This window comes from Vibrio sp. ZF 223 (genome assembly GCF_003050585.1).
GTDB classification, from domain to species: domain Bacteria; phylum Pseudomonadota; class Gammaproteobacteria; order Enterobacterales; family Vibrionaceae; genus Vibrio; species Vibrio crassostreae.
In genome coordinates this window covers 473,982-492,639 of record NZ_PIGB01000001.1, presented here as the reverse complement: position 1 = coordinate 492,639, position 18,658 = coordinate 473,982, and the positions used below count along the sequence as shown (strand labels likewise).

General features: G+C 45.5%; 13 protein-coding genes. 4 read left to right on the top strand and 9 right to left on the bottom strand.

Translation table 11 applies throughout. The features are described 5' to 3' along the window. Positions 1–2: 2 nt before the first annotated feature. On the bottom strand, positions 3–1,151 hold the full coding sequence (gene nrfD, locus CWO13_RS02095) for an NrfD/PsrC family molybdoenzyme membrane anchor subunit (RefSeq protein WP_108082447.1): 1,149 nt from the start codon (positions 1,149–1,151) through the stop codon (positions 3–5). Next, the gene (dsrO, locus tag CWO13_RS02090) at positions 1,148–1,984 is read right to left on the bottom strand and encodes a sulfate reduction electron transfer complex DsrMKJOP subunit DsrO (protein ID WP_108082446.1); all 837 of its coding nucleotides are present in this window, start codon (positions 1,982–1,984) and stop codon (positions 1,148–1,150) included. Before dsrO ends, nrfD begins: the two co-directional genes overlap by 4 nt. A 209-nt stretch (positions 1,985–2,193) precedes the next feature. Here dsrO and CWO13_RS02085 point away from each other — a divergent pair, with 209 nt between their 5' ends. From CWO13_RS02085 to CWO13_RS02075, 3 genes are all read left to right on the top strand, one after another. After that, complete coding sequence (locus tag CWO13_RS02085) at positions 2,194–4,056, top strand: sensor histidine kinase (protein ID WP_102432064.1); 1,863 nt, start codon at positions 2,194–2,196, stop codon at positions 4,054–4,056. Positions 4,057–4,067: 11 nt separating this feature from the next. Then, on the top strand, positions 4,068–4,670 hold the full coding sequence (locus CWO13_RS02080; RefSeq protein ID WP_048662442.1) for a response regulator transcription factor: 603 nt from the start codon (positions 4,068–4,070) through the stop codon (positions 4,668–4,670). Positions 4,671–4,976: 306 nt separating this feature from the next. Further along, the gene (locus CWO13_RS02075) at positions 4,977–6,188 is read left to right on the top strand and encodes a tetratricopeptide repeat protein (protein WP_048661004.1); all 1,212 of its coding nucleotides are present in this window, start codon (positions 4,977–4,979) and stop codon (positions 6,186–6,188) included. 174 nt (positions 6,189–6,362) lie between these two features. Here the strand turns inward: CWO13_RS02075 and sstT are convergent, their stop codons facing one another. The 7 genes from sstT to malT all read right to left on the bottom strand — a co-directional run bounded on the left by sstT (position 6,363) and on the right by malT (position 15,516). Continuing rightward, the gene (gene sstT / locus CWO13_RS02070) at positions 6,363–7,577 is read right to left on the bottom strand and encodes a serine/threonine transporter SstT (RefSeq protein ID WP_048661005.1); all 1,215 of its coding nucleotides are present in this window, start codon (positions 7,575–7,577) and stop codon (positions 6,363–6,365) included. A gap of 389 nt (positions 7,578–7,966) precedes the next feature. Further along, complete coding sequence (gene rsgA, locus CWO13_RS02065) at positions 7,967–9,031, bottom strand: ribosome small subunit-dependent GTPase A (protein WP_108082445.1); 1,065 nt, start codon at positions 9,029–9,031, stop codon at positions 7,967–7,969. Between the two features lie 525 nt (positions 9,032–9,556). Then, positions 9,557–10,015, bottom strand: coding sequence for a copper chaperone PCu(A)C (locus CWO13_RS02060; protein ID WP_048661007.1), 459 nt, complete (start codon positions 10,013–10,015; stop codon positions 9,557–9,559). Between the two features lie 85 nt (positions 10,016–10,100). Then, complete coding sequence (locus tag CWO13_RS02055) at positions 10,101–10,697, bottom strand: SCO family protein (RefSeq protein WP_102478691.1); 597 nt, start codon at positions 10,695–10,697, stop codon at positions 10,101–10,103. After that, entirely contained in the window at positions 10,694–11,134 is a 441-nt protein-coding gene (locus CWO13_RS02050) for a hypothetical protein (protein WP_108082444.1), read from the bottom strand. Before CWO13_RS02050 ends, CWO13_RS02055 begins: the two co-directional genes overlap by 4 nt. Positions 11,135–11,331: 197 nt before the next feature. Next, positions 11,332–12,252, bottom strand: coding sequence for a DUF368 domain-containing protein (locus CWO13_RS02045; RefSeq protein WP_108082443.1), 921 nt, complete (start codon positions 12,250–12,252; stop codon positions 11,332–11,334). 555 nt (positions 12,253–12,807) lie between these two features. Next, the gene (gene malT, locus CWO13_RS02040; RefSeq protein WP_108082442.1) at positions 12,808–15,516 is read right to left on the bottom strand and encodes an HTH-type transcriptional regulator MalT; all 2,709 of its coding nucleotides are present in this window, start codon (positions 15,514–15,516) and stop codon (positions 12,808–12,810) included. A gap of 567 nt (positions 15,517–16,083) precedes the next feature. Here malT and CWO13_RS02035 point away from each other — a divergent pair. After that, a complete protein-coding gene (locus CWO13_RS02035) occupies positions 16,084–18,537 on the top strand; it encodes a glycogen/starch/alpha-glucan phosphorylase (RefSeq protein ID WP_102432069.1) in 2,454 nt (817 codons plus the stop codon). Positions 18,538–18,658: the final 121 nt, after the last annotated feature.

Sequence of the window (18,658 nt, the reverse complement as noted above, 5' to 3'; positions counted from 1 at the left end):
GACTACAAGCTATGTGAGCGGTTAAGTGGTGATGGTGTGTTTTGGTTTGGCTTAGATTCTGTCTTTTGTGCAGAGCCAGTTGTTCTTTTAGATCCAGTAGACACGATTTCAGAAGCGAACAGCGCAAGCGCAAGCCACAGGCCACACATGCCAATGATGCCGAGAAGCCCTGCGCTCCCCATCGGCAGTTCATAAGGGAATGGGCCTACATCAAAACGTGGAATGGTTTGAACTTCCATCATGGTGACCCAGCGTACCGCCCATGCTGAAATCATGGTCGCAAGTGCTACACAGATAATTCCTAGCTTGCTTTGCGATAAGCGTTGTAGGGGGAGAACTAAGATCATGCACAGCAAAATGCTGGTGGTCATGATGCCTAGATTGATTCCCCAAGCATTGTTCTCATACAGATTGAAGTGACCATGGTTAGATGCCCAAATCGAGGTAAGAATGATGGCAAGGCCACCTGTTAAGGTAATGGTTCTTTGTATCAGAGCTAGGTCTGTTGGTTTTAAGCTTGGCTTGCTTGAAGGCAGTAGAGCCCAAATCAACAGCGTTAAACCCGTTGCAGCAAAGAATGCAGTCGTGAACCAAAGTAGTGGAGAAGCCGGTTGATGCCAAAGCGGGCGGCTCGCCAAAATCGCAATCTCTGCGCCTGTATAAAGCGCGATGCTTAGGCCCGAAATAGCCGTCACAGCAGCGAGCGTAATCATCAGCTTTGACGATATTTGCCATTGACCTAGCGTCAGCCAAGCCAAACGTTTTAGAAGTGGGTTTTCACTTTCCTTAAGCTGTGCGATGTCATCACGCAGGTAAACCCAAGCTGTCGCAACAGCCAGACCAGAAAACAGAGGAAGAAACAGAGAACCAAGTGACATCCATGACCAAGGCGTGATGTGTGCGTAGAAGTGCCACGCGCGTCCTGGTTGGTGCAAGTCACCAGTAAGGGCTAATGGTCCAACAATCGCGCCAATGGCCATTACAAGCACAAGGGCTGAGCGGAATTGGTGGCTGGTTGAGTTTTTGAAGATCAGTGCAATCAAAAACAGAATAGCCGCCGCGTAGGCAGAACCAATGTAGAAGAAATATTGAACCGCCCACGGTAGCCAAGCAATCTCTTGAGCGGGAACTAACACCTCGGTGATATTCATGCTGTCTCTCCTTGTTTTCCTAGTGTTGCGATTGCCAATTCTTGTTTGCTAGAGGATGAGTTATCAATGGCGGCTGGATCATAAATCGCAGGCTGACCTTCGATATGGCTAACGAAACGCTCGTTCATGCCGATATAGAAAACATGTGGGTTGGTATTCTGCTCTGGCTTGAGTACCTTGATATCATCTCGGTTCTCATTGAGCAGGCGGTTGATCTCGCTGTTTGGATCTTTTAGGTCACCGATTACGCGCGCGCCACCGACACAGGTTTCGACACAAGCGGGCAGTAAGCCGTCTTCAAGGCGATGTGCACAGAAGGTGCATTTGTCGGCGGTTAGTGTGTCGTCATTAATAAAACGAGCGTCATAAGGGCAGGCTTGTACACAGTAAGCACAGGCTACGCAGCGTTCGTTATCGACCATTACAATGCCGTCTTCACGTTGGAAGGTCGCTTGAACAGGGCAAACTTTGATGCAAGGCGCGTTGTCGCAGTGGTTACACAGGCGAGGCAGCATGAATGATTTCACCTCTTGTTGAGCCGTTGAACCATCATCAAGGGAGACTTCATATTGTTTTACGGTGGTTTTGAACTGGCCAATCGGTGCTTGGTTTTCAACGCTACAGCCAACAGTACATGCCTGACAGCCCACGCATTTACGCAAATCAATCGCCATGGCGTAGCGTTTGCCTACTTCGCCTCTACGGTCAGGTTGGTTGTTATTGCGAATGGCAGTGCTGGCAACTGCGGTGTTGATTCCGGTAATGGGAATGAGCGCAGCACCAGCGGAAACTTTGCCGAACTGGTTGAGAAACCGTCTTTTCAATGAGTCCATATTGGTACCTATAAATGGGTATTGGTTCTGTTGAGCTCATTGTCAGATTTTGACTCTATAGGGGGTATTGTGGATTTCCACATTCCCAGACCAAAGTTGATCTAGAACAAATGTGGTTTTTGCTATCTAGCTGTTATGCTTTATTTAAAAGCGTTTTAACGCATTGAGAAATCATTGAATAGGTAATCCGATTGAATAAAGAGATGTCCGTGACTGCTCGCAACCTCATCACATTCATCAGTATCTGCTGGCTGAGCTTAAGCGTAGGTGTTTGTGTCGCTGGTCAAACGGAACCTGTTTCAGTAGCGACAAATACGATTGAACCAGACCAGACGATTGAAGTGGGTGTTTTAGCCATCAGGGGTAAACTTGCAGCGCAACAACGTTGGCAACCAACAATGGACTGGTTGTCTGAGCGTATCCCGGGTAAACATTTTGTTCTCAAGCCTTTCAACTTGGAAGAGATGGCGGAAGCGGTAAAGAAGGTCGAGGTCGATTTTGTTGTCACTAATCCAGGTCAGGCGGTTCGCTTAGGGCGTCAGTATGACCTCTCTTGGATGGTGACCATGACTAGCCACAACTACAACGATCAAGGTGTGAGCAGCACGCGCAGTATCGGATCGGCATTGGTGGTCAGAAGAATGTCCCCCTATATCTCGTTTGAACAGCTCGTCGGAAAACCAATTGCTGCGGTTTCTGAAAATGCGTTTGGCGGGTACCTCACCATGCGCTATCAAGTGATGCAGGAAGGGCTGAACCCCAACCAATTTTTCTCTAATACTCATTTCTTGGGCTTCCCGATTGATGCGAGTCTGTATCAGCTGCGAGATGGTCACATTGAAGCGGCAGTCGTCCCAGCCTGTTTGGTTGAAAACATGATCAGTGAAGGCTTGCTGGTGGCTGAACAATATCGTGTTATTGGCAACCAAGCACCGGAAGGGTTCCGATGCCAAGTGTCTACACCTCTGTATTCCAACTGGTCATTTGCCAAAACAGAGCGAGCCTCTTCAGCACTGGCTAAGCAAATGAGTCAGGTACTATTTGCGATGCCAAAAAACAGTGGGCCAGCGATTGCGGCGAATGCTTCCGGCTGGACATCACCCACAAGCTTATTGCCGATCGACAAGCTTTATCAGCAACTCGATATGCACCCACTACAACAACCTTGGTGGAAAGAAGCGTTAATCTGGCTGAAGTACAATCAGCAATGGGCATGGGCGTTTTTCTTGTTAGTCGTGTTCTTGAATGCTTACCACTTTTGGCTTGAGTACAAGTTCAGTCGCAGTAAAAAGCAGTTAGAAGCGACACTTAACAAGCTAAAGAGTAAGAGTGAACAGCTAGAGCATTCTCAACGCATCGCCGTCGTGGGTGAGTTGGGGAGCAGTCTAGCGCATGAGATCAATCAACCTTTGGCGGCGATTCGTAACTACAGCGAAGGCGGTTTATTACGGATTTCGAAGAACAAGCCACTCACCGATATTGAACCTGTCTTTGAGAAGATCCAATCGCAAGTGGATCGAGCAGACGCGATCATTCGGCGCCTAAGAAACATGATAAAGAAACGCTCATCAGAGAAGTCGCAGACTGACATCGAGCAGTTACTATCAGACACTATTGAATTGCTACAGTTCCGTTTACAACAGCACCAGATTACCGTTGAGCGTTACGTCGTAGGTAAGCCCATGGAGATGCATGTTGATTCGGTGGGGCTACAACAAGTGATTGTAAACCTGATCAACAATGCGACCGATGCGTGTAACGCCCAACAGCAGCGCGCGATGTCTGATATTGCTAACAAAAACTACGAGCCAGCGACAATTAAAGTGATTACCGAGTATCAACCCGATAAAATGATGTTGTCAGTTATCGATAATGGCACGGGATTAGATTTTACCGAGCATCAAGTGACTCAAGCTTTTGTGAGCAGCAAAGAAAACGGCTTGGGTCTAGGGCTTGCGATATGCCAAGACGTGATTGAAGACCACAGTGGTCAAATGAGCATTACGTCTCTCACTCCACATGGTTGTCATGTCGCGGTGACTTTACCTTTCTCTCTTTCAAATGATTCATGAGGAATCTTGTTATGTCTGAACTTCATCAAACGTTGCCGGTCTATGTGGTTGATGACGATGAGTCAATGCGTGATTCATTGGTGTTCTTACTGGAAGAGCATGATTTTACCGTATCAGCTTATGAAGATGGACCAAGCTTTTTGAATTCAGTGGATTTGAGTGCGCCGGGTTGCGTGGTATTAGACAGCCGAATGCCAGAGATGAGAGGGCAGCAAGTTCATGATCTGATGGTGAAAGCGCAGAGCCCGTTATCGGTTATCTATCTCACAGGGCATGGCGATGTGCCAATGGCCGTGGAAGCTCTGCAAGCCGGTGCGGTGAATTTTTTCCAAAAGCCAGTTAAAGGCAGTGAGTTGGCTGAGGCAATCAAACAAGGTTTGGACGCTTCTGAAAAACACTTACACCTGAACGTGTATCGCCAAGCGTACGCGTCGTTAACCGAGCGTGAGATAGATATCCTCAAACAAATTATCGACGGTAAGCGTAACCAGAAAATTGCCGATGAATTGTGCATTGCAATGAGAACTGTGGAAGTACACCGAGCGAGTTTGATGAAGAAGTTTTCTGCGAAAACAGTTGCTGAGTTAGCATACATTTATGGGCAGCTCACCTAACCATAGATGTAAGGTATTAGGGATGTGGAATCATTACTTTTACCACTGATTTTCTGATGACAGGTGGTCTTCATAAGTAATCGATATTGAAGCAAGATCACACCATTTATGGAGTACATAAGGATGGGTCTTAGGAGACTTTTTATCGCTATGTATTCCTGAGATACTGAACTAAGTTCATTTTAGGGCGGAACGTTTTAATAACGGCGCGTTTCCCTGTAATTCGAAACATTCACTATAGGTTGATAACTCCTCGACACCGAGGCTGATATCAGCCGAGTTAGGTTAAAATATTTTATGAGTACAATGGGAATCGCAATTGGTGCGACGGCTCTTTCGTTAATACTTGTCGCCGTGTGGCTGATCTCTTTATCGCTAAGAAAGCAGCGCTTGGAACAAGAACGTAAGGCTCGTGCTGTCGCTTACCGCAAAGCGATTGAAAAAGCGCGTATCCAAGAGCAAAAAGAGCGTCACTTCAAAGCCGAAACCGGGCATGTACCGTCGATTCTGTATTTGGCGAAAGAAGCTGAACGTAACAATATTAAGGAAGCTCTGTATTGGTACGACAAAGCGGCGCAACTCGATAATATCAATGGCATGTACGGCATTGTACGCCTAAGCATGAAGCGCAAAGAAGACCTGATTTTAAGAGAGAAAGCCAACTTTTGGCAGCTAGCAATCTCTGCTTTAGACAATGACGTATCGGCGAAATTCGAGATGGGTAAAGCGCTCGTCTTTGGTCGTGGAACCGATAAGAACATCCCTAAAGGCTACACCTATATCGAAGAGTCTGCGGCTGGTGGTAATACCGAAGCGATGCTGTTTATCGGTGACTGGTGTCTAGATAAAGAAAATCCGGACTACTCTGCCGAAAGTTCGGTCGAGTGGTACCAAAAGGCCGCTGAAAAAAATAACCTAGACGGTAAGATTAAACTTGGTATGAGTTATTTGAACGGTGTGGGTGTTGAGCCTAACCATGGTGAGGCTGTTTACTGGTTTGAAACGGCCGCAGAAAAGAACAGTGCAGAAGCGATGTTTAGAGCTGGTGAGGCTTGGATCGACCATGGTGAACATGGCAACGCTATCGCGTATATCTGGCTATTTCTATCGGCCCACTTTGGTTACTCAGAAGCGAAGCATTTGCGGGATAAAGTAGGCGGGGAGCTTGGTGTGGATGCAGTCGTGGGCTTACAGGCTCTGACTAAGCCGATAATGACCAAGCTGACCCAAGAAGCAATCACTAAGCATTCGATTATTAAGGCGCTTAACAAGCTCTACAAACGCAATGTACCTGTCCCGAAGAAAGTGAAAGAAGTGCTCGATGAAGAAGGGAATGAGTTGAATGTAGAGGCGAGTCACATAGAGACTCAAGTGCCGGGTGCTCAAGAGGCTAATGTTGATTACAGCCAACAGGTAAACACCGAGCAGGCTGTAACAGATAAACCAGCGAGTCAGAATAGTGGCTCTTTAGACTTCAGTCAGTCTGCTGTTGAGTCTAACTGGAATCGAAATCAGTAAGTAGCGCTCATTAGCTGTGTTCGATTATCGATGGAGCAACTTGCGATTAGTCGACAATAGTTTTAGCTCTAATCGAGAAACTCAAGACAATAAAAAGGGAAGCTGATGCTTCCCTTTTTTTATGTGCTATTTGCTTTTAGAGCTTAGAGCTGAAGCCGAATAGCTAGGAGCCGATTAAGCTTTGTTTTGTTCAGCTTTACATACAGCCGCAGTGAAGACTACGTCAGTTGAGCTGTTAAGCGCTGTTTCAGCTGAATCTTGAATCACACCAATGATGAAACCAACCGCTACAACCTGCATTGCTACATCGTTTGAGATGCCGAATAGGCCACAAGCTAGAGGAATCAGTAGTAGTGAACCACCGGCAACGCCTGAAGCGCCACATGCAGATACTGCAGCAACAAGGCTTAGTAGGATAGCAGTGAAGATATCAATCTCAATACCCATTGTGTGCACAGCTGCAAGCGTTAACACAGTGATGGTGATTGCAGCACCCGCCATGTTGATCGTTGCGCCTAGTGGGATAGATACAGAGTAAGTATCTTCGTCTAGGTTTAGTTTCTTACAAAGGTTCATGTTCACTGGGATGTTTGCAGCACTTGAACGAGTGAAGAATGCCGTTACACCAGATTCACGAATACATTGCAGTACTAGTGGGTATGGGTTCTGTTTTGTCTTTGCAAATACAAGCAATGGGTTAACCACAAGAGCAATGATCAGCATTGAGCTTAGTAGAACCGCTAGTAATTGACCGTAACTTGCTAGTGCATCGAAGCCCGTTGTTGCAAATGTTGTCGAAACAAGACCGAAGATACCGAATGGCGCAAGACGAATAATGAAGCGAACAATGTGTGAAACACTGTGGCTAAGGTCTTCGAAAACCGCTTTGGTTGTTGCAGATGCGTGGTGCAGTGCAAGACCTAGGCCGATTGCCCAAGCAAGAATACCGATGTAGTTCGCGTTCATTAGCGCGCTAACTGGGTTATCTACAAGCTTGAATAGAAGAGTATGAAGAACCTCAGCAATACCTTGAGGAGGGTTAGCACCTTCAGCGCCAGCAACCAGTGTCAAAGTGGTTGGGAACATGAAGCTCAGTACTACAGCAGTAAGTGCCGCTGAGAAGGTACCAATCAGGTAAAGCACAATGATTGGACGCATATGGGTATGCTGACCTTTCTTTTGGTTTGCGATAGAAGCTGCAACAAGAATGAATACTAAAATTGGGGCAACAGCTTTCAGAGCACCAACAAACAGACTACCTAGTAGGCCTGCATCTTGAGCTGCTGAAGGAGAAACCATGGCGAGAACGACACCGAAAACAATACCAGCAAGGATCTGTAGAACGAGATTTCCACGAGCGATGCGGGCGAGCATGTTGTGATTTTGCATAAAATACCTGCAATTGTTAATTTATTATAGTGATGTATCTTTTTATAAAGTTGTACCAAATCCGACTATACACTAGTGGAATGGGCGGTCATATTAGCGGGATCTTAGCGGGTGTCTAGGAATAGTTTACTTTTAGGGTGATTGTTTGCACTACGTGGTGTTTTTAGAGCTAAATGTTAAATAATTGTATTTCGATTGAGCTATAAATCTGCAGAACTGCATTTATTAGATCTAATATACTGTAAATTTGGAAATGTAAATACTTATAGATAAGAACATTGTGTGCATAAATAGTCGATTTACTACTAAATTGAAACAAAAGCCCCACGTGTTTAACACCGTGGGGCTTAATCGTTTAAATAAAGCGTATTTTGATTCACCTGATTGGTTTAGTCAGTCGCTTTTTTAATGTTTCGGCTTTCTGACTGTACGGTTTTGTACATCTTGGAAAGCTGTTTGCTGTTCGCGCGTTGCTCTGCCAATGAGGCGCCATTTCTGGCTTGCTCTCTCAATAACTTTTGATAGTTAGTAAATCGTCTTTCAGACAAATCACCATCCTCAATGGCTTTGCGTATCTTGCATCCCGGCTCGGATTCATGATGACAATCAGAGAAGCGACAATGCATGGCTAACTCTTCGACATCAGAAAAGGTTTCACTCACGCCTTCAGCGCAGTCTGCAAGTTGTAGCTCTCGCATTCCTGGAGTATCGAGTAGTAAACCACCCGATGTTAGCAAGTGGAGCGACCGTGATGTGGTTGTGTGACGGCCTTTACTGTCGTCTTCACGAATGCCACCCGTAGCTTGTTGAGTTTCACCGAGCAATGAGTTTACTAGCGTAGATTTGCCCACACCGGATGAACCCATCAAAGCGACGGTTTTTCCTGTTTTACACCAAGGTGACAATACTTGAGTTGATTCTTGGTCTAAGCTGTTCACCGCTTCGATCATCAACATCGAATCTAAGCTTTGCACTTGTTGTACTTTGTCTTGGTAGTCGTCACACAAGTCTTTCTTGGTGAGTACGATAACCGCTTCAACCTGTGCTTCATTAGCGAGCGCTAGGTAGCGTTCGATACGGCTTAGGTTAAAGTCGTTATTTAACGAAACCACGATAAAAACCGTGTCGATGTTGGCCGAGATATATTGTTCTGCGACGCGACTGCCCGCTGCTTTGCGGCTGAAGAGTGATTGACGTTCTAGCAAGCGGTCGAATTGCAGTTCAGAGTTCAAGATTACCCAGTCGCCAACCGTCATTGCGGGTTGGTTTTGATTAATAGGTAGAACGATTTCGCCTTGTTCCGACGCCAGTGTATAGCCGCTGCGATGGTGCGCGGTAATACGAGCAATGACGGATGGGTCATAGTCTTCGAGTGTCAGTTGTTGTTGAAATACAGGTTGCCATCCAAGTTGTTGAAGTGACATTGGATGAGAAAATGCATGTTGTGAATTCATGTTTATTTACCCAGACGTGCGAGCTTTCTTTTCTTGTGAGAGTATTAAAGTCTTATCAGTGCGTTAAAGTCTTATGAGAGCATTAACATCTTGTGAGATCTCAGGTTATTGACGAGATCAAAAAGTGTTGATGAAACCAAAAAGCGTTGATGAGTTCAAAAGCGTCGAGACGTCAAAAATGTTTTGAGCTTGGGTCGAATTCAAATAGATAGGACCCCGGATTTAGTCATGCGTTATTGAGCATGCAGGTATCGATCACTTATAGATCAATAGTAAACCGGGTAAAAGTGTGCGGTAGCCAGTCGATGGCTTGATGTTGGTCGTTCTAGATAAAAGTTTGCTTAACCAAACAAATTAACGCGTTACTTTTACTGCCAGTTTTAGTGTTTTCATTACAATCATCTTCTATTCTCCTTGGTTACTAATGTGTTCAGGCTTTGAATAAAAAGCGAGTTCAGTTTAGCAAAAAGCCACGATGGCGAGAAGTCATCGTGGCTTAATTTAGTTCATTGATTGTGAATCCGATTAGTGATGATCGTGATTCATCTTTTTCATGCCGCTCATTACTTTCTTAACTGGCGCTTCAAAGGTTTGCGTTTCACCGTTAGCGAAAGTCAGAGTCATCTCGATTTGCTCACCTTCTTTTAGACCATCTTTTAGGTCGAATAACATAATGTGCAGGCTGCCAGGCTTAAGTACCGCTTCACCATTCGCAGGGATTGTGATCTGTTGAACTTGGCGCATCTTCATTACGTCGCCATCAACGATAACATCATGAAGCTCTACCTTGCCTGCTGCGGGTGTAGTTGCAGAAACAATAGCGCGATCTTTATCGCTGTGGTTCATCAGGGTCGTGAATACTGCGCTGTTCACTGCTGAAGGTGGTGTCGCACGAGCGTACGCGTCATGAACCATGATGTCGCTTTTTGCATGAGCAAGAGGAGTGAGCAATAAGCCTGCTAGAGCAAGTGCTTTTAACTTCATGTTGTTGTCCTTATTGTTTTATGTTTTGGTCTGGGACCTGACTTTATGTTTGAACTTTATTCGTTAAGTTCTTTGTTTTTACGTTTTACTGCGTCAGCTTGTTGATAGCTTCAACAATTGGCGCAGGCGTCAACGTGTGCGGTACTTTAGTAATTAAGGTACCGTTGGGCTTTAAAAAGTAGAAATATGAGCTGTGGTCAAGTGTGTACTCCAGCTCTGAACCTTCAAGCTGTGTCTTTCTGAAAATAACACCGTATTTATGTGCCAAATTAGTGGTTACATCCAGTGGACCACTCATACCTTCAATCATTGGGTTGAAGTACTGCGCGTATTCGTATGAAGCTTCCGCGGCATCGCGCTCAGGGTCAAGAGAGACAAACATCGGGCGAATCTTCGCTTTTGCTTCGTCAGAGACTTGGTTAAGTGCACCAGCTAACATTGCTAGTGAGGTAGGGCAGACATCTGGGCAACGTGTGAAACCGAAGTAAACGATACGAATTCTGTCGTCGGTTTCGTCAAAGATTTCCGTTGGCTGGTTATCTTTACCAAAAAGGGTTGTTGCGGAGAACTCTTGCTTTGCAGCGTGCTGTTCTTGAGCTTCGTTTTGCCCATCAAGGTAGCTTTTGACACCAAAGCCAAGTACAAACGCTACCACTAATGCTAACGACCAATTCTTACTCATCGTGCCATCCTTATTGCGGGGTTTACGGTTTCAACACCATCGGTGAGTTCGCCAAGCCAAGTCATTTTATCCATGGTACACACAGGTAAAATTACATTACCTTCATAGGTATTGTTACCAATATTCTTTAATTGAAAACGTGCTGAGCCCATTTCCATTTCTAAGCCAGTGAGTGACAGCATTAATGTTTCAGATGCTGCGCCTTCCCAAACGACTTTGATTTTAGTCGGAACCAGAGGCTGTGCCGTCTCATGTTCAAGTGTCATAGCAACGGTGTCTTGCTCACACGATGTTGTTGAAAGCATGCAGTAGTCATCTAAGTTGACGTCAGGAGAGTGGCTATCTACTACCGATTTAAATTGCTCGACTGCCTGTGGTCCATAAAAGCCAGCGACCAGAGCAATACCAAGCGCAGCAACCTTTAATGCTGGGTGCATGTCGTGTTCTCATTTGATTTTATAAGAACGGCGATGGTATCACACCACTCAATACGTGCTTGTATCAAAAAGCAATTTTGTGCGTATGGTAGATATAAAAAAGCGAAGCCAGTAGCTTCGCTTTGATTCAATTTACAAGGTGCATCGCTATCTAAGCTCGGCACCCTACATGCTAACTTGTGCACGATTGTTAGAGATTAGTCAGCATTGCGCTCAGCAAACTTTTCTAACCCCAGCACTAGCGCGATGGCCACCAACATCATGATCACCGATAAAGTGAGTTGAGAAGGTTGAGAAGTTACCGCTTCGAAATTGAACGGAGATAGGTTCTCTTGAATCAGCGGTACTTGCTCACCTCTCGAGTTGATGCGCCAGCTGATGGTCTCTTTCCACGGCCAGATTTTAGGCAGCGTACCGATCATCAAGCCTGTTAAGAATACTAATGTGAAATCGCGGAATGAGCGCAGTAGCCAAGAGAGTACGTGTGAGAAAGTCAGTAGACCAATCACACAGCCACCTAGGAATAGGGCAAGTACATCGATTTGAAACGATTTAACAGCGCCAAGTACCGGGCCATACATGCCAATCAGTAACAGAATAAAGCTGCCTGAAATACCCGGTAAAATCATCGCGCAGATCGCAATCGCACCCGCAATCAAGATGTTGATGCTGGTTGGTTCCATCTGCAATGGCTTAAGCACGGTAATGCTATAAGCGAAGGCAACACCAAGCAGTAAAAAGACGAATCGAATCATATCGCGCTTTTCTACTTGCTTAAGAATATGGAAAACCGACACCAAGATCAGACCAAAGAAGAAAGACCATAGTGGAACAGGGTGCATGACCAATAACCAAGAAATCAGTTTGGCGAATGTTGCAATGCTGGTGAACACGCCCGCGAACAGTGAAATCAGGAAGAAACCGTTGATGTGGTTAAACGCAGCTTTGAAGCCTTCGCGTTTCCATAAGCCAAGTACACTAGGGTTAATTCTGCGAATGCTTTCTAGCAACGTATCGTAGATACCGGTGATGAATGCGATGGTTCCGCCCGACACGCCAGGGACAACATCGGCAGCGCCCATTGCCATGCCTTTGAAAAAAGTACTTAAGTAGTTCATTGCTTCATAGAGTTGAGGATGATTTTGTGCAGTATACAAACTTTAGTGTAAAAAAAGTATGAATATGCTACTGGGTCGATGCTTTTATTACCTCTTTAATTGTAAGGTAATAAGTTGAAGTGAACTTTGGTCTAATATTTAAAATACAACCACTTAGTGATTTGTCATTAAGAGTATCGATGAAACTGGTCTCTTATCGATATTGCATCTTGGTTGCATTATGCAAATGCACTTTGCAATTCGCATGTGAAAATCGCGGTTTTTATGCGATGCAGGGCTTATAAAACGCTAAATTAAAGTTGGCACGCTAACTGCATCGTATTAGTTGACCCTTCTTAAGCCGAGGGTCACCTAGCCAACTGACGTTGTTAGTGAACTTATGATTTGTTCACAAATATATAGAGCCAATCGCGATTATTGCGGTTGGCTATTTTTTTGCCTGTTGTTTGGCGATCTCTAGTTTTTATCGGTGACTTCCCATTCTCCAAGCGAAAAAAAAGCCAGCCACCATCGGTGACTAGCTTATGTTTTTCTCGAATCAATCTCGAACCCGTTTTAGTACCCCATCAACTGCAGCAAGTTCTCTGCTGTGCTTATCGCTTCTTTACGGTTAGCAATGTTGAGCTTTTGGTACAGATTACGGATGTGAGTCTTGATAGTGGTGCCTGCTACATCAAGCTCTTGAGCGATTTGCTCGTTACTGAAGCCGGAATAGATCAAGCCAAGTACTTGCCATTCACGCTGGGTGAGTGGGCTGGTACGCACCAGCTCAGGAATGTTCGGGTGATTAACCAGATTCTCTACAAAGTCTTCATCGAAGTGAACCGAGCGACTGCGTTGAGTTGTCGAGATATCTTTCATGATTTGTTGTGCTCGGTGACGTTCTAAATCACCCAAGCCTGGCTTGTTGCTCAACTTATCCAAGATATGCCCGATAGTACCACCGTCGACCAGGAAGTTACCGACCATACCAGTTTGGTTGGTCATGTGTAGGGCTTCTTCTAATAATACACGCGCACTGTCTTCATCGTTGATCTGGGTGCGTAATACCGCTTCAACGATCAAGTTTCTGTTGGTATCAGTAATCAGATGCGAACGCTGAGCTTCACTCTTTAAGAACGCCAAAGCTTCTTCTGCTTCTTCGTATTGCTCAAGGATGATGTGAGCACGCACGATGTTACGCCATTGAAGCTGACAGAAGTGGTTGCTTGCTGATTCAGGGTGAACAGCAACGCTCAACCAGTCACGGATTGCGTCTTTGTCGCCTTTCACTTGCCAGAATAAGATCAGAGACAGCGAGGCATTCGCAGTCCAATCTACGTGGTAAGTTGATTGACGTAACAAGTGCTGAATTTGGTCGATAAATTTCGACGCTTTATCTATCTCGCCGCGGCTCAATGAAATACGAGCCAACATAGAGTAGCTGTGCAGGTGTTTACTTGGAGAGTGGTGACCAAGGATATCTAACCCTTTGTAGCAACACTCTTCCGCTTCATCTAGTCGGTTCCAACACCAGAAGATCTGGGCGCGAACACGCAGCAAGAACTCATGCAAAGGCACGTATTGAAGCTGGTGCTCTTCAATCAATTTGAATGCACTGTCTTGTAGCTCAAATGCAGCTTGAACATAACCTTGAGCAATCAAGATTTCGCTTTGTTGCAGAATCGCCCACAGAGCCTGATGGTAAACCTGATACTGACGTGCCAGTTTTTCTGTTTGTTGCATCATCGGTAGCGCACGACTGAGGTTACCCATTACGTGATTCACTTCGCCAACAACCGAGGTTGCAACAATACGGCTACGATAAACAGTGGTGTTCAGTTGGCTCAACGAAAGCTCAGCCAGTTCTAACGCTTTTTCAGGTTCATTGCTGTTGATGGCAACTTGGGCGCGCAAGGCGTTGTATTGACCTTGCTGCTGAGTATCGAGTTCAATGTTTCGAGCTTGATATTGAGTCTCTGCCTCTTCCAACAAAGTACCCACTTGGTCATAACGGTGCTGACTTTGTGCAAGCCACGCGCGCAACATGGACAGTTTAGGCTCACTGTAAAGTTGATCCGTGGTTAGTTGCTTGATCGCCATCTCTAAAGATGACAGCTCACCTTGGTTGAACATCGGCCAACCGTGTTCAGTCAGGATTTGAATGATCAGTTCTGGATCTTCAGCGCGCTGTGCGTGGCGTAGTGCTTGGTGTGGTGTGTTTTGCTTGATCCACGCTTTTGCCGCACTTCGATGCAGTTCTGCTTCCTGTTGAGGGATTCGAGCTTGACGCTCATGTGCGAGGAATTCACCAAATAAGTTATGGAAGCGATACCAGTTCTTTTCGCCCTCAAGTGGGTAGATGAACAAACCAAAACGGTTGAGTGATTCGATCATACCTAACGCATCTTCGCGCTGTGTAAGTGCACAAACAAGCTCATCGTTGAAGTGATCAAGCACAGAACATTGCATCAAGAATTGTCGGGTTTCTTTATCTAGCAGGTCGAATACTTCTTCAACCAAGTAGTCCCAAAGGTGGGCGTGGTTAAAGTGAGAAAACGACTCTGCGGATTGTGCAAGGGTGCGTTTTTGGTGCTGTGCTTGCAGCGCGATAAGTTGCAGAGCAGAAGGCCAACCCTCTACATAGTTACAGATACTGTCTGCGGTGATGTCATCAATGCCATCAGCAACACGTTGGTTGAAAAAACGTGTGGTTTCTTCGGTATCAAACGCCAACGAGTCATTACCCAATTCGATCATTAAATCACGAACGCGCAGGTTTGCTGTACCAAGTGGTGGTGTACCACGACTGGTTACAACTAGCGTTAGGTTGTCGGGCATGTGTTTAAGGAAGAAGCGCATTGCTTCGTGGATGTCGTCATTGTTGACCAAATGATAGTCATCCAACACTAGAAAACATTCGTGATGGAATTCCGACATTTCGGCGAACACTTCACTCAATAAAGAATGCAGCGATGAAAATTGTCGTTTTTCTGCTAGTTTTTGGGCATTCGGGCAGGCATTTTGAGTCGCTTTATTAAGCGATTGAAGTAGGTAGTTGATAAAGCGGAAGGCATCGTTGTCACTATCATCAATGCTGTACCAACCCACATTGGGTTTATCTACCAACCATTGTGCAGCCATGGTGGTTTTGCCGTAGCCCGCTGGAGAGCGGAACAACACAAGCTTATAGCAATCTGCGTTCTGAAGCAGATCGAGAACCCTAGGTCGTAGGATTGCATTATGTAAGCGGCCGGGACGAGTTAGTTTCGATGGGATCCACATGTCGAAGTTTTTCACCTATTCCGTGGCTATGTTCAGAATTATCCCAATCTATCGTTGAGTGCAATCCAATGACATTAGCCTAATTACTTAAGTCTTCGCTCATATTACGTGAAGCAAAACGGCACCGACTATGATCCTCCTCAGAAACCTTGCGCTTCTGCATGTTTTTGGGTGTCTACGCCCTTTATTTGAGACTTTGCTCACGTTGTTGGTTGGTTCGTGAATGTGACTTTGTTCTTCCCTACACGGGAATCTATGCAAAGGATGAGAGCTAGAAATTATTTTCGTGATCTGAAACTCAGATTTGATAATGACTGTAATCCGGTTAAATAAAAGTCACATCAATTGAAGTTAAGTTATCGAACGGGAGCTTGTGATCTTAGTCACTCCAACTTTTTGTTCGAAGTCAGAACATGAGAGTCAGATCACTAACCCTAAGTCGGTACGCCCCCTACGCCCTCCCATCTACTCCTAGTCAGTCGCGTTAGCGGGAGGATGTTTAGTTTATGGTGACCATGCACGATATGTCACAGATGAATTAGAACTATTAAAAGCGAGATTTCTGAAATGAAACCAACTCAGCAAAAAACTTTCGATAAAGTGTCGTTCCAAGAAAGCGTTAAGAAGCATTTATCTGCAACCTACGCAACAACGATTGAAAACGCGGATAGCCGCGCATGGTACCTAGCAATGGGTCGCGCATTAGCAGAACTCACAACATTCGACCTGCTAGAAACTGAAAACGATGAAAAAATTAAGAACGCGAAAAGCGTTAACTACCTTTCATTAGAGTTTTTGATTGGCCGTCTGACAGGTAATAACCTGATCAGCATGGGTCTATACGAACAGATCACTCATGCAATGGAAGAGCTAGGTCAAAACCTAACTGACCTTCTAGAAGAAGAACGCGACCCATCACTAGGTAATGGTGGTCTTGGTCGTCTAGCTGCTTGTTTCATGGATTCTTGTGCTGCTCAAGAATACCCAACAGTAGGCTACGGTCTTCACTACGAGTACGGTCTATTCAAACAATCTTTCCAAGACGGCCGCCAACAAGAAGCACCTGACGCGTGGCGCGGTGTTGAAGGTTACCCATGGGAAGTGGCTCGTCCAGAACTAGCACAACACATTGGTTTTTACGGTCATGTAGACGTTGAATTCATCGACGGTAAAGAAGTACGTACTTGGGTTCCAGGTATGGAAGTAAAAGCAATGCCTTGGGATCTACCTATCGTAGGTTACGAGTCAAACACGGTTTACCCGCTGCGTCTTTGGGAATGTCAGGCAATTGCACCATTCTCACTAGCAAGCTTTAACAACGGTGATTACTTCGAAGCGCAACACTCGCTAATCGATGCAGGTAACATCACGAAAGTTCTTTACCCGAACGACAACCACGAGAAAGGTAAGACTCTGCGTCTAATGCAGCAGTACTTCCACTCAGCAGCGTCTGTTCGCGATATTCTACGTCGTCACGAAGCAGCAGGTTTCTCTCTAGAAGAGCTGCCTAAGCAAGAAACGATTCAGCTTAATGATACGCACCCAACAATTGCGATTCCTGAGCTAATGCGCATCTTGATTGACGAGAAAGGCCTATCTTGGGATCAAGCATGGGAAATCAGCGCTCATACGTTCGCTTACACGAACCACACACTACTTCCTGAAGCTCTAGAGACTTGGTCTGAATCATTGATCAACCGTCTTCTTCCACGTCACATGGAAATCATTTTTGAAATCAACCACCGTTTCATGCAAGAAGTTCGCAAGATGTGGCCTGGTGACGGTGAGAAGCAAGCGAAGCTTTCTATCATCCAAGAAGGTTTCCACCGCATGGTTCGCATGGCAAACCTATGTGTGATTGGCTCTTACAAAGTAAACGGTGTAGCTGCGCTTCACTCACAACTGGTTAAGAAAGACTTGTTCCCTGAGTTTAACGAAATCTTCCCAGGTAAATTGACTAACGTAACGAACGGCATCACGCCACGTCGTTGGTTGAAGTTCTGTAACCCAGGCCTATCTAATCTAATCACAGGTAAGATTGGCTCTGAGTGGCCAGCAAAACTTGAGCAGCTTGAAGGCATCGCTCAGTTCGCAACAGACGCGAAATTCCAAAAAGAATTCATGGCTGTTAAGAAAGAAAACAAACAGCGTCTTGCTGATTGGGTTCAAGAAAACATGGGTATCGAGCTAGATACTAACGCTATCTTTGATGTTCAAATCAAGCGTCTTCACGAATACAAGCGTCAGCACCTAGATTTGCTACACATTCTATCTCTGTACCACCGTATTCTTAACGAACCTGGCTTCGAGTGTGAGCCACGCGTATGTTTCTTCGCAGCGAAAGCAGCTCCGGGTTACCACCTAGCGAAAGAGATCATCTTCGCGGTTAACAAGATTGCAGAGAAGATCAATAACGACCCTCGCATTGGCAACAAATTGAAAGTGGTATTCATTCCTGACTACCGTGTAAGCATGGCTGAAATCATCATCCCTGCAGCAGACGTTTCTCAGCAAATCTCACTAGCTGGTAAAGAAGCATCAGGTACGGGCAACATGAAGATGGCTCTAAACGGCGCGCTAACTATCGGTACGATGGATGGTGCAAACGTTGAGATTCGTGAAGAAGTGGGCGATGAAAACATCTACATCTTCGGCCTAGACGTTGACGGTGTTCAAGCACTGAAAGCTCAGGGCTACAACCCATACGACTACTACAATGCAGACCCACTACTGAAAGCATCTCTAGACCTTCTGACTGGCGATGAGTTTACACCGGGTCAACCAGGCCTTCTACGTGCAACGTTTGATAGCCTGCTAGACGGTGGTGACCCTTACCTATGTCTTGCTGACTTCGCATCTTACGTGAAAGCGCACGAAGACATGGGTACGCAATACAAAGACCAAGCAGGTTGGGCTAAGAAAGCGATTCTTAACACCGCATTGGTTGGTAAGTTCACATCAGACCGCTCTATCCGCGACTACGTGAACAACATCTGGAAACTTGAAGCGGTTAACCGTTAATACTTCCAAAGTAGCCAAGGCAGTTTCTGCCTTGGCTCAATTAGCTTGTGAGCAAACAGATGGCTTATCCGATAGCAATGCTTACAAACTGATTGTCACAAGCTAATTGATTAGTAAGAAA

Coding starts and splice junctions, on each gene's coding strand:
- CWO13_RS02080 (WP_048662442.1), top strand. CDS start 4,068: ATGTCTGAACTTCATCAAACGTTGCCGGTCTATGTGGTTGATGACGAT.
- sstT (WP_048661005.1), bottom strand. CDS start 7,577: ATGCAAAATCACAACATGCTCGCCCGCATCGCTCGTGGAAATCTCGTT.
- rsgA (WP_108082445.1), bottom strand. CDS start 9,031: ATGAATTCACAACATGCATTTTCTCATCCAATGTCACTTCAACAACTT.
- malT (WP_108082442.1), bottom strand. CDS start 15,516: ATGTGGATCCCATCGAAACTAACTCGTCCCGGCCGCTTACATAATGCA.
- CWO13_RS02045 (WP_108082443.1), bottom strand. CDS start 12,252: ATGAACTACTTAAGTACTTTTTTCAAAGGCATGGCAATGGGCGCTGCC.
- CWO13_RS02055 (WP_102478691.1), bottom strand. CDS start 10,697: ATGAGTAAGAATTGGTCGTTAGCATTAGTGGTAGCGTTTGTACTTGGC.
- CWO13_RS02060 (WP_048661007.1), bottom strand. CDS start 10,015: ATGAAGTTAAAAGCACTTGCTCTAGCAGGCTTATTGCTCACTCCTCTT.
- CWO13_RS02035 (WP_102432069.1), top strand. CDS start 16,084: ATGAAACCAACTCAGCAAAAAACTTTCGATAAAGTGTCGTTCCAAGAA.
- CWO13_RS02050 (WP_108082444.1), bottom strand. CDS start 11,134: ATGCACCCAGCATTAAAGGTTGCTGCGCTTGGTATTGCTCTGGTCGCT.
- nrfD (WP_108082447.1), bottom strand. CDS start 1,151: ATGAATATCACCGAGGTGTTAGTTCCCGCTCAAGAGATTGCTTGGCTA.
- dsrO (WP_108082446.1), bottom strand. CDS start 1,984: ATGGACTCATTGAAAAGACGGTTTCTCAACCAGTTCGGCAAAGTTTCC.
- CWO13_RS02075 (WP_048661004.1), top strand. CDS start 4,977: ATGGGAATCGCAATTGGTGCGACGGCTCTTTCGTTAATACTTGTCGCC.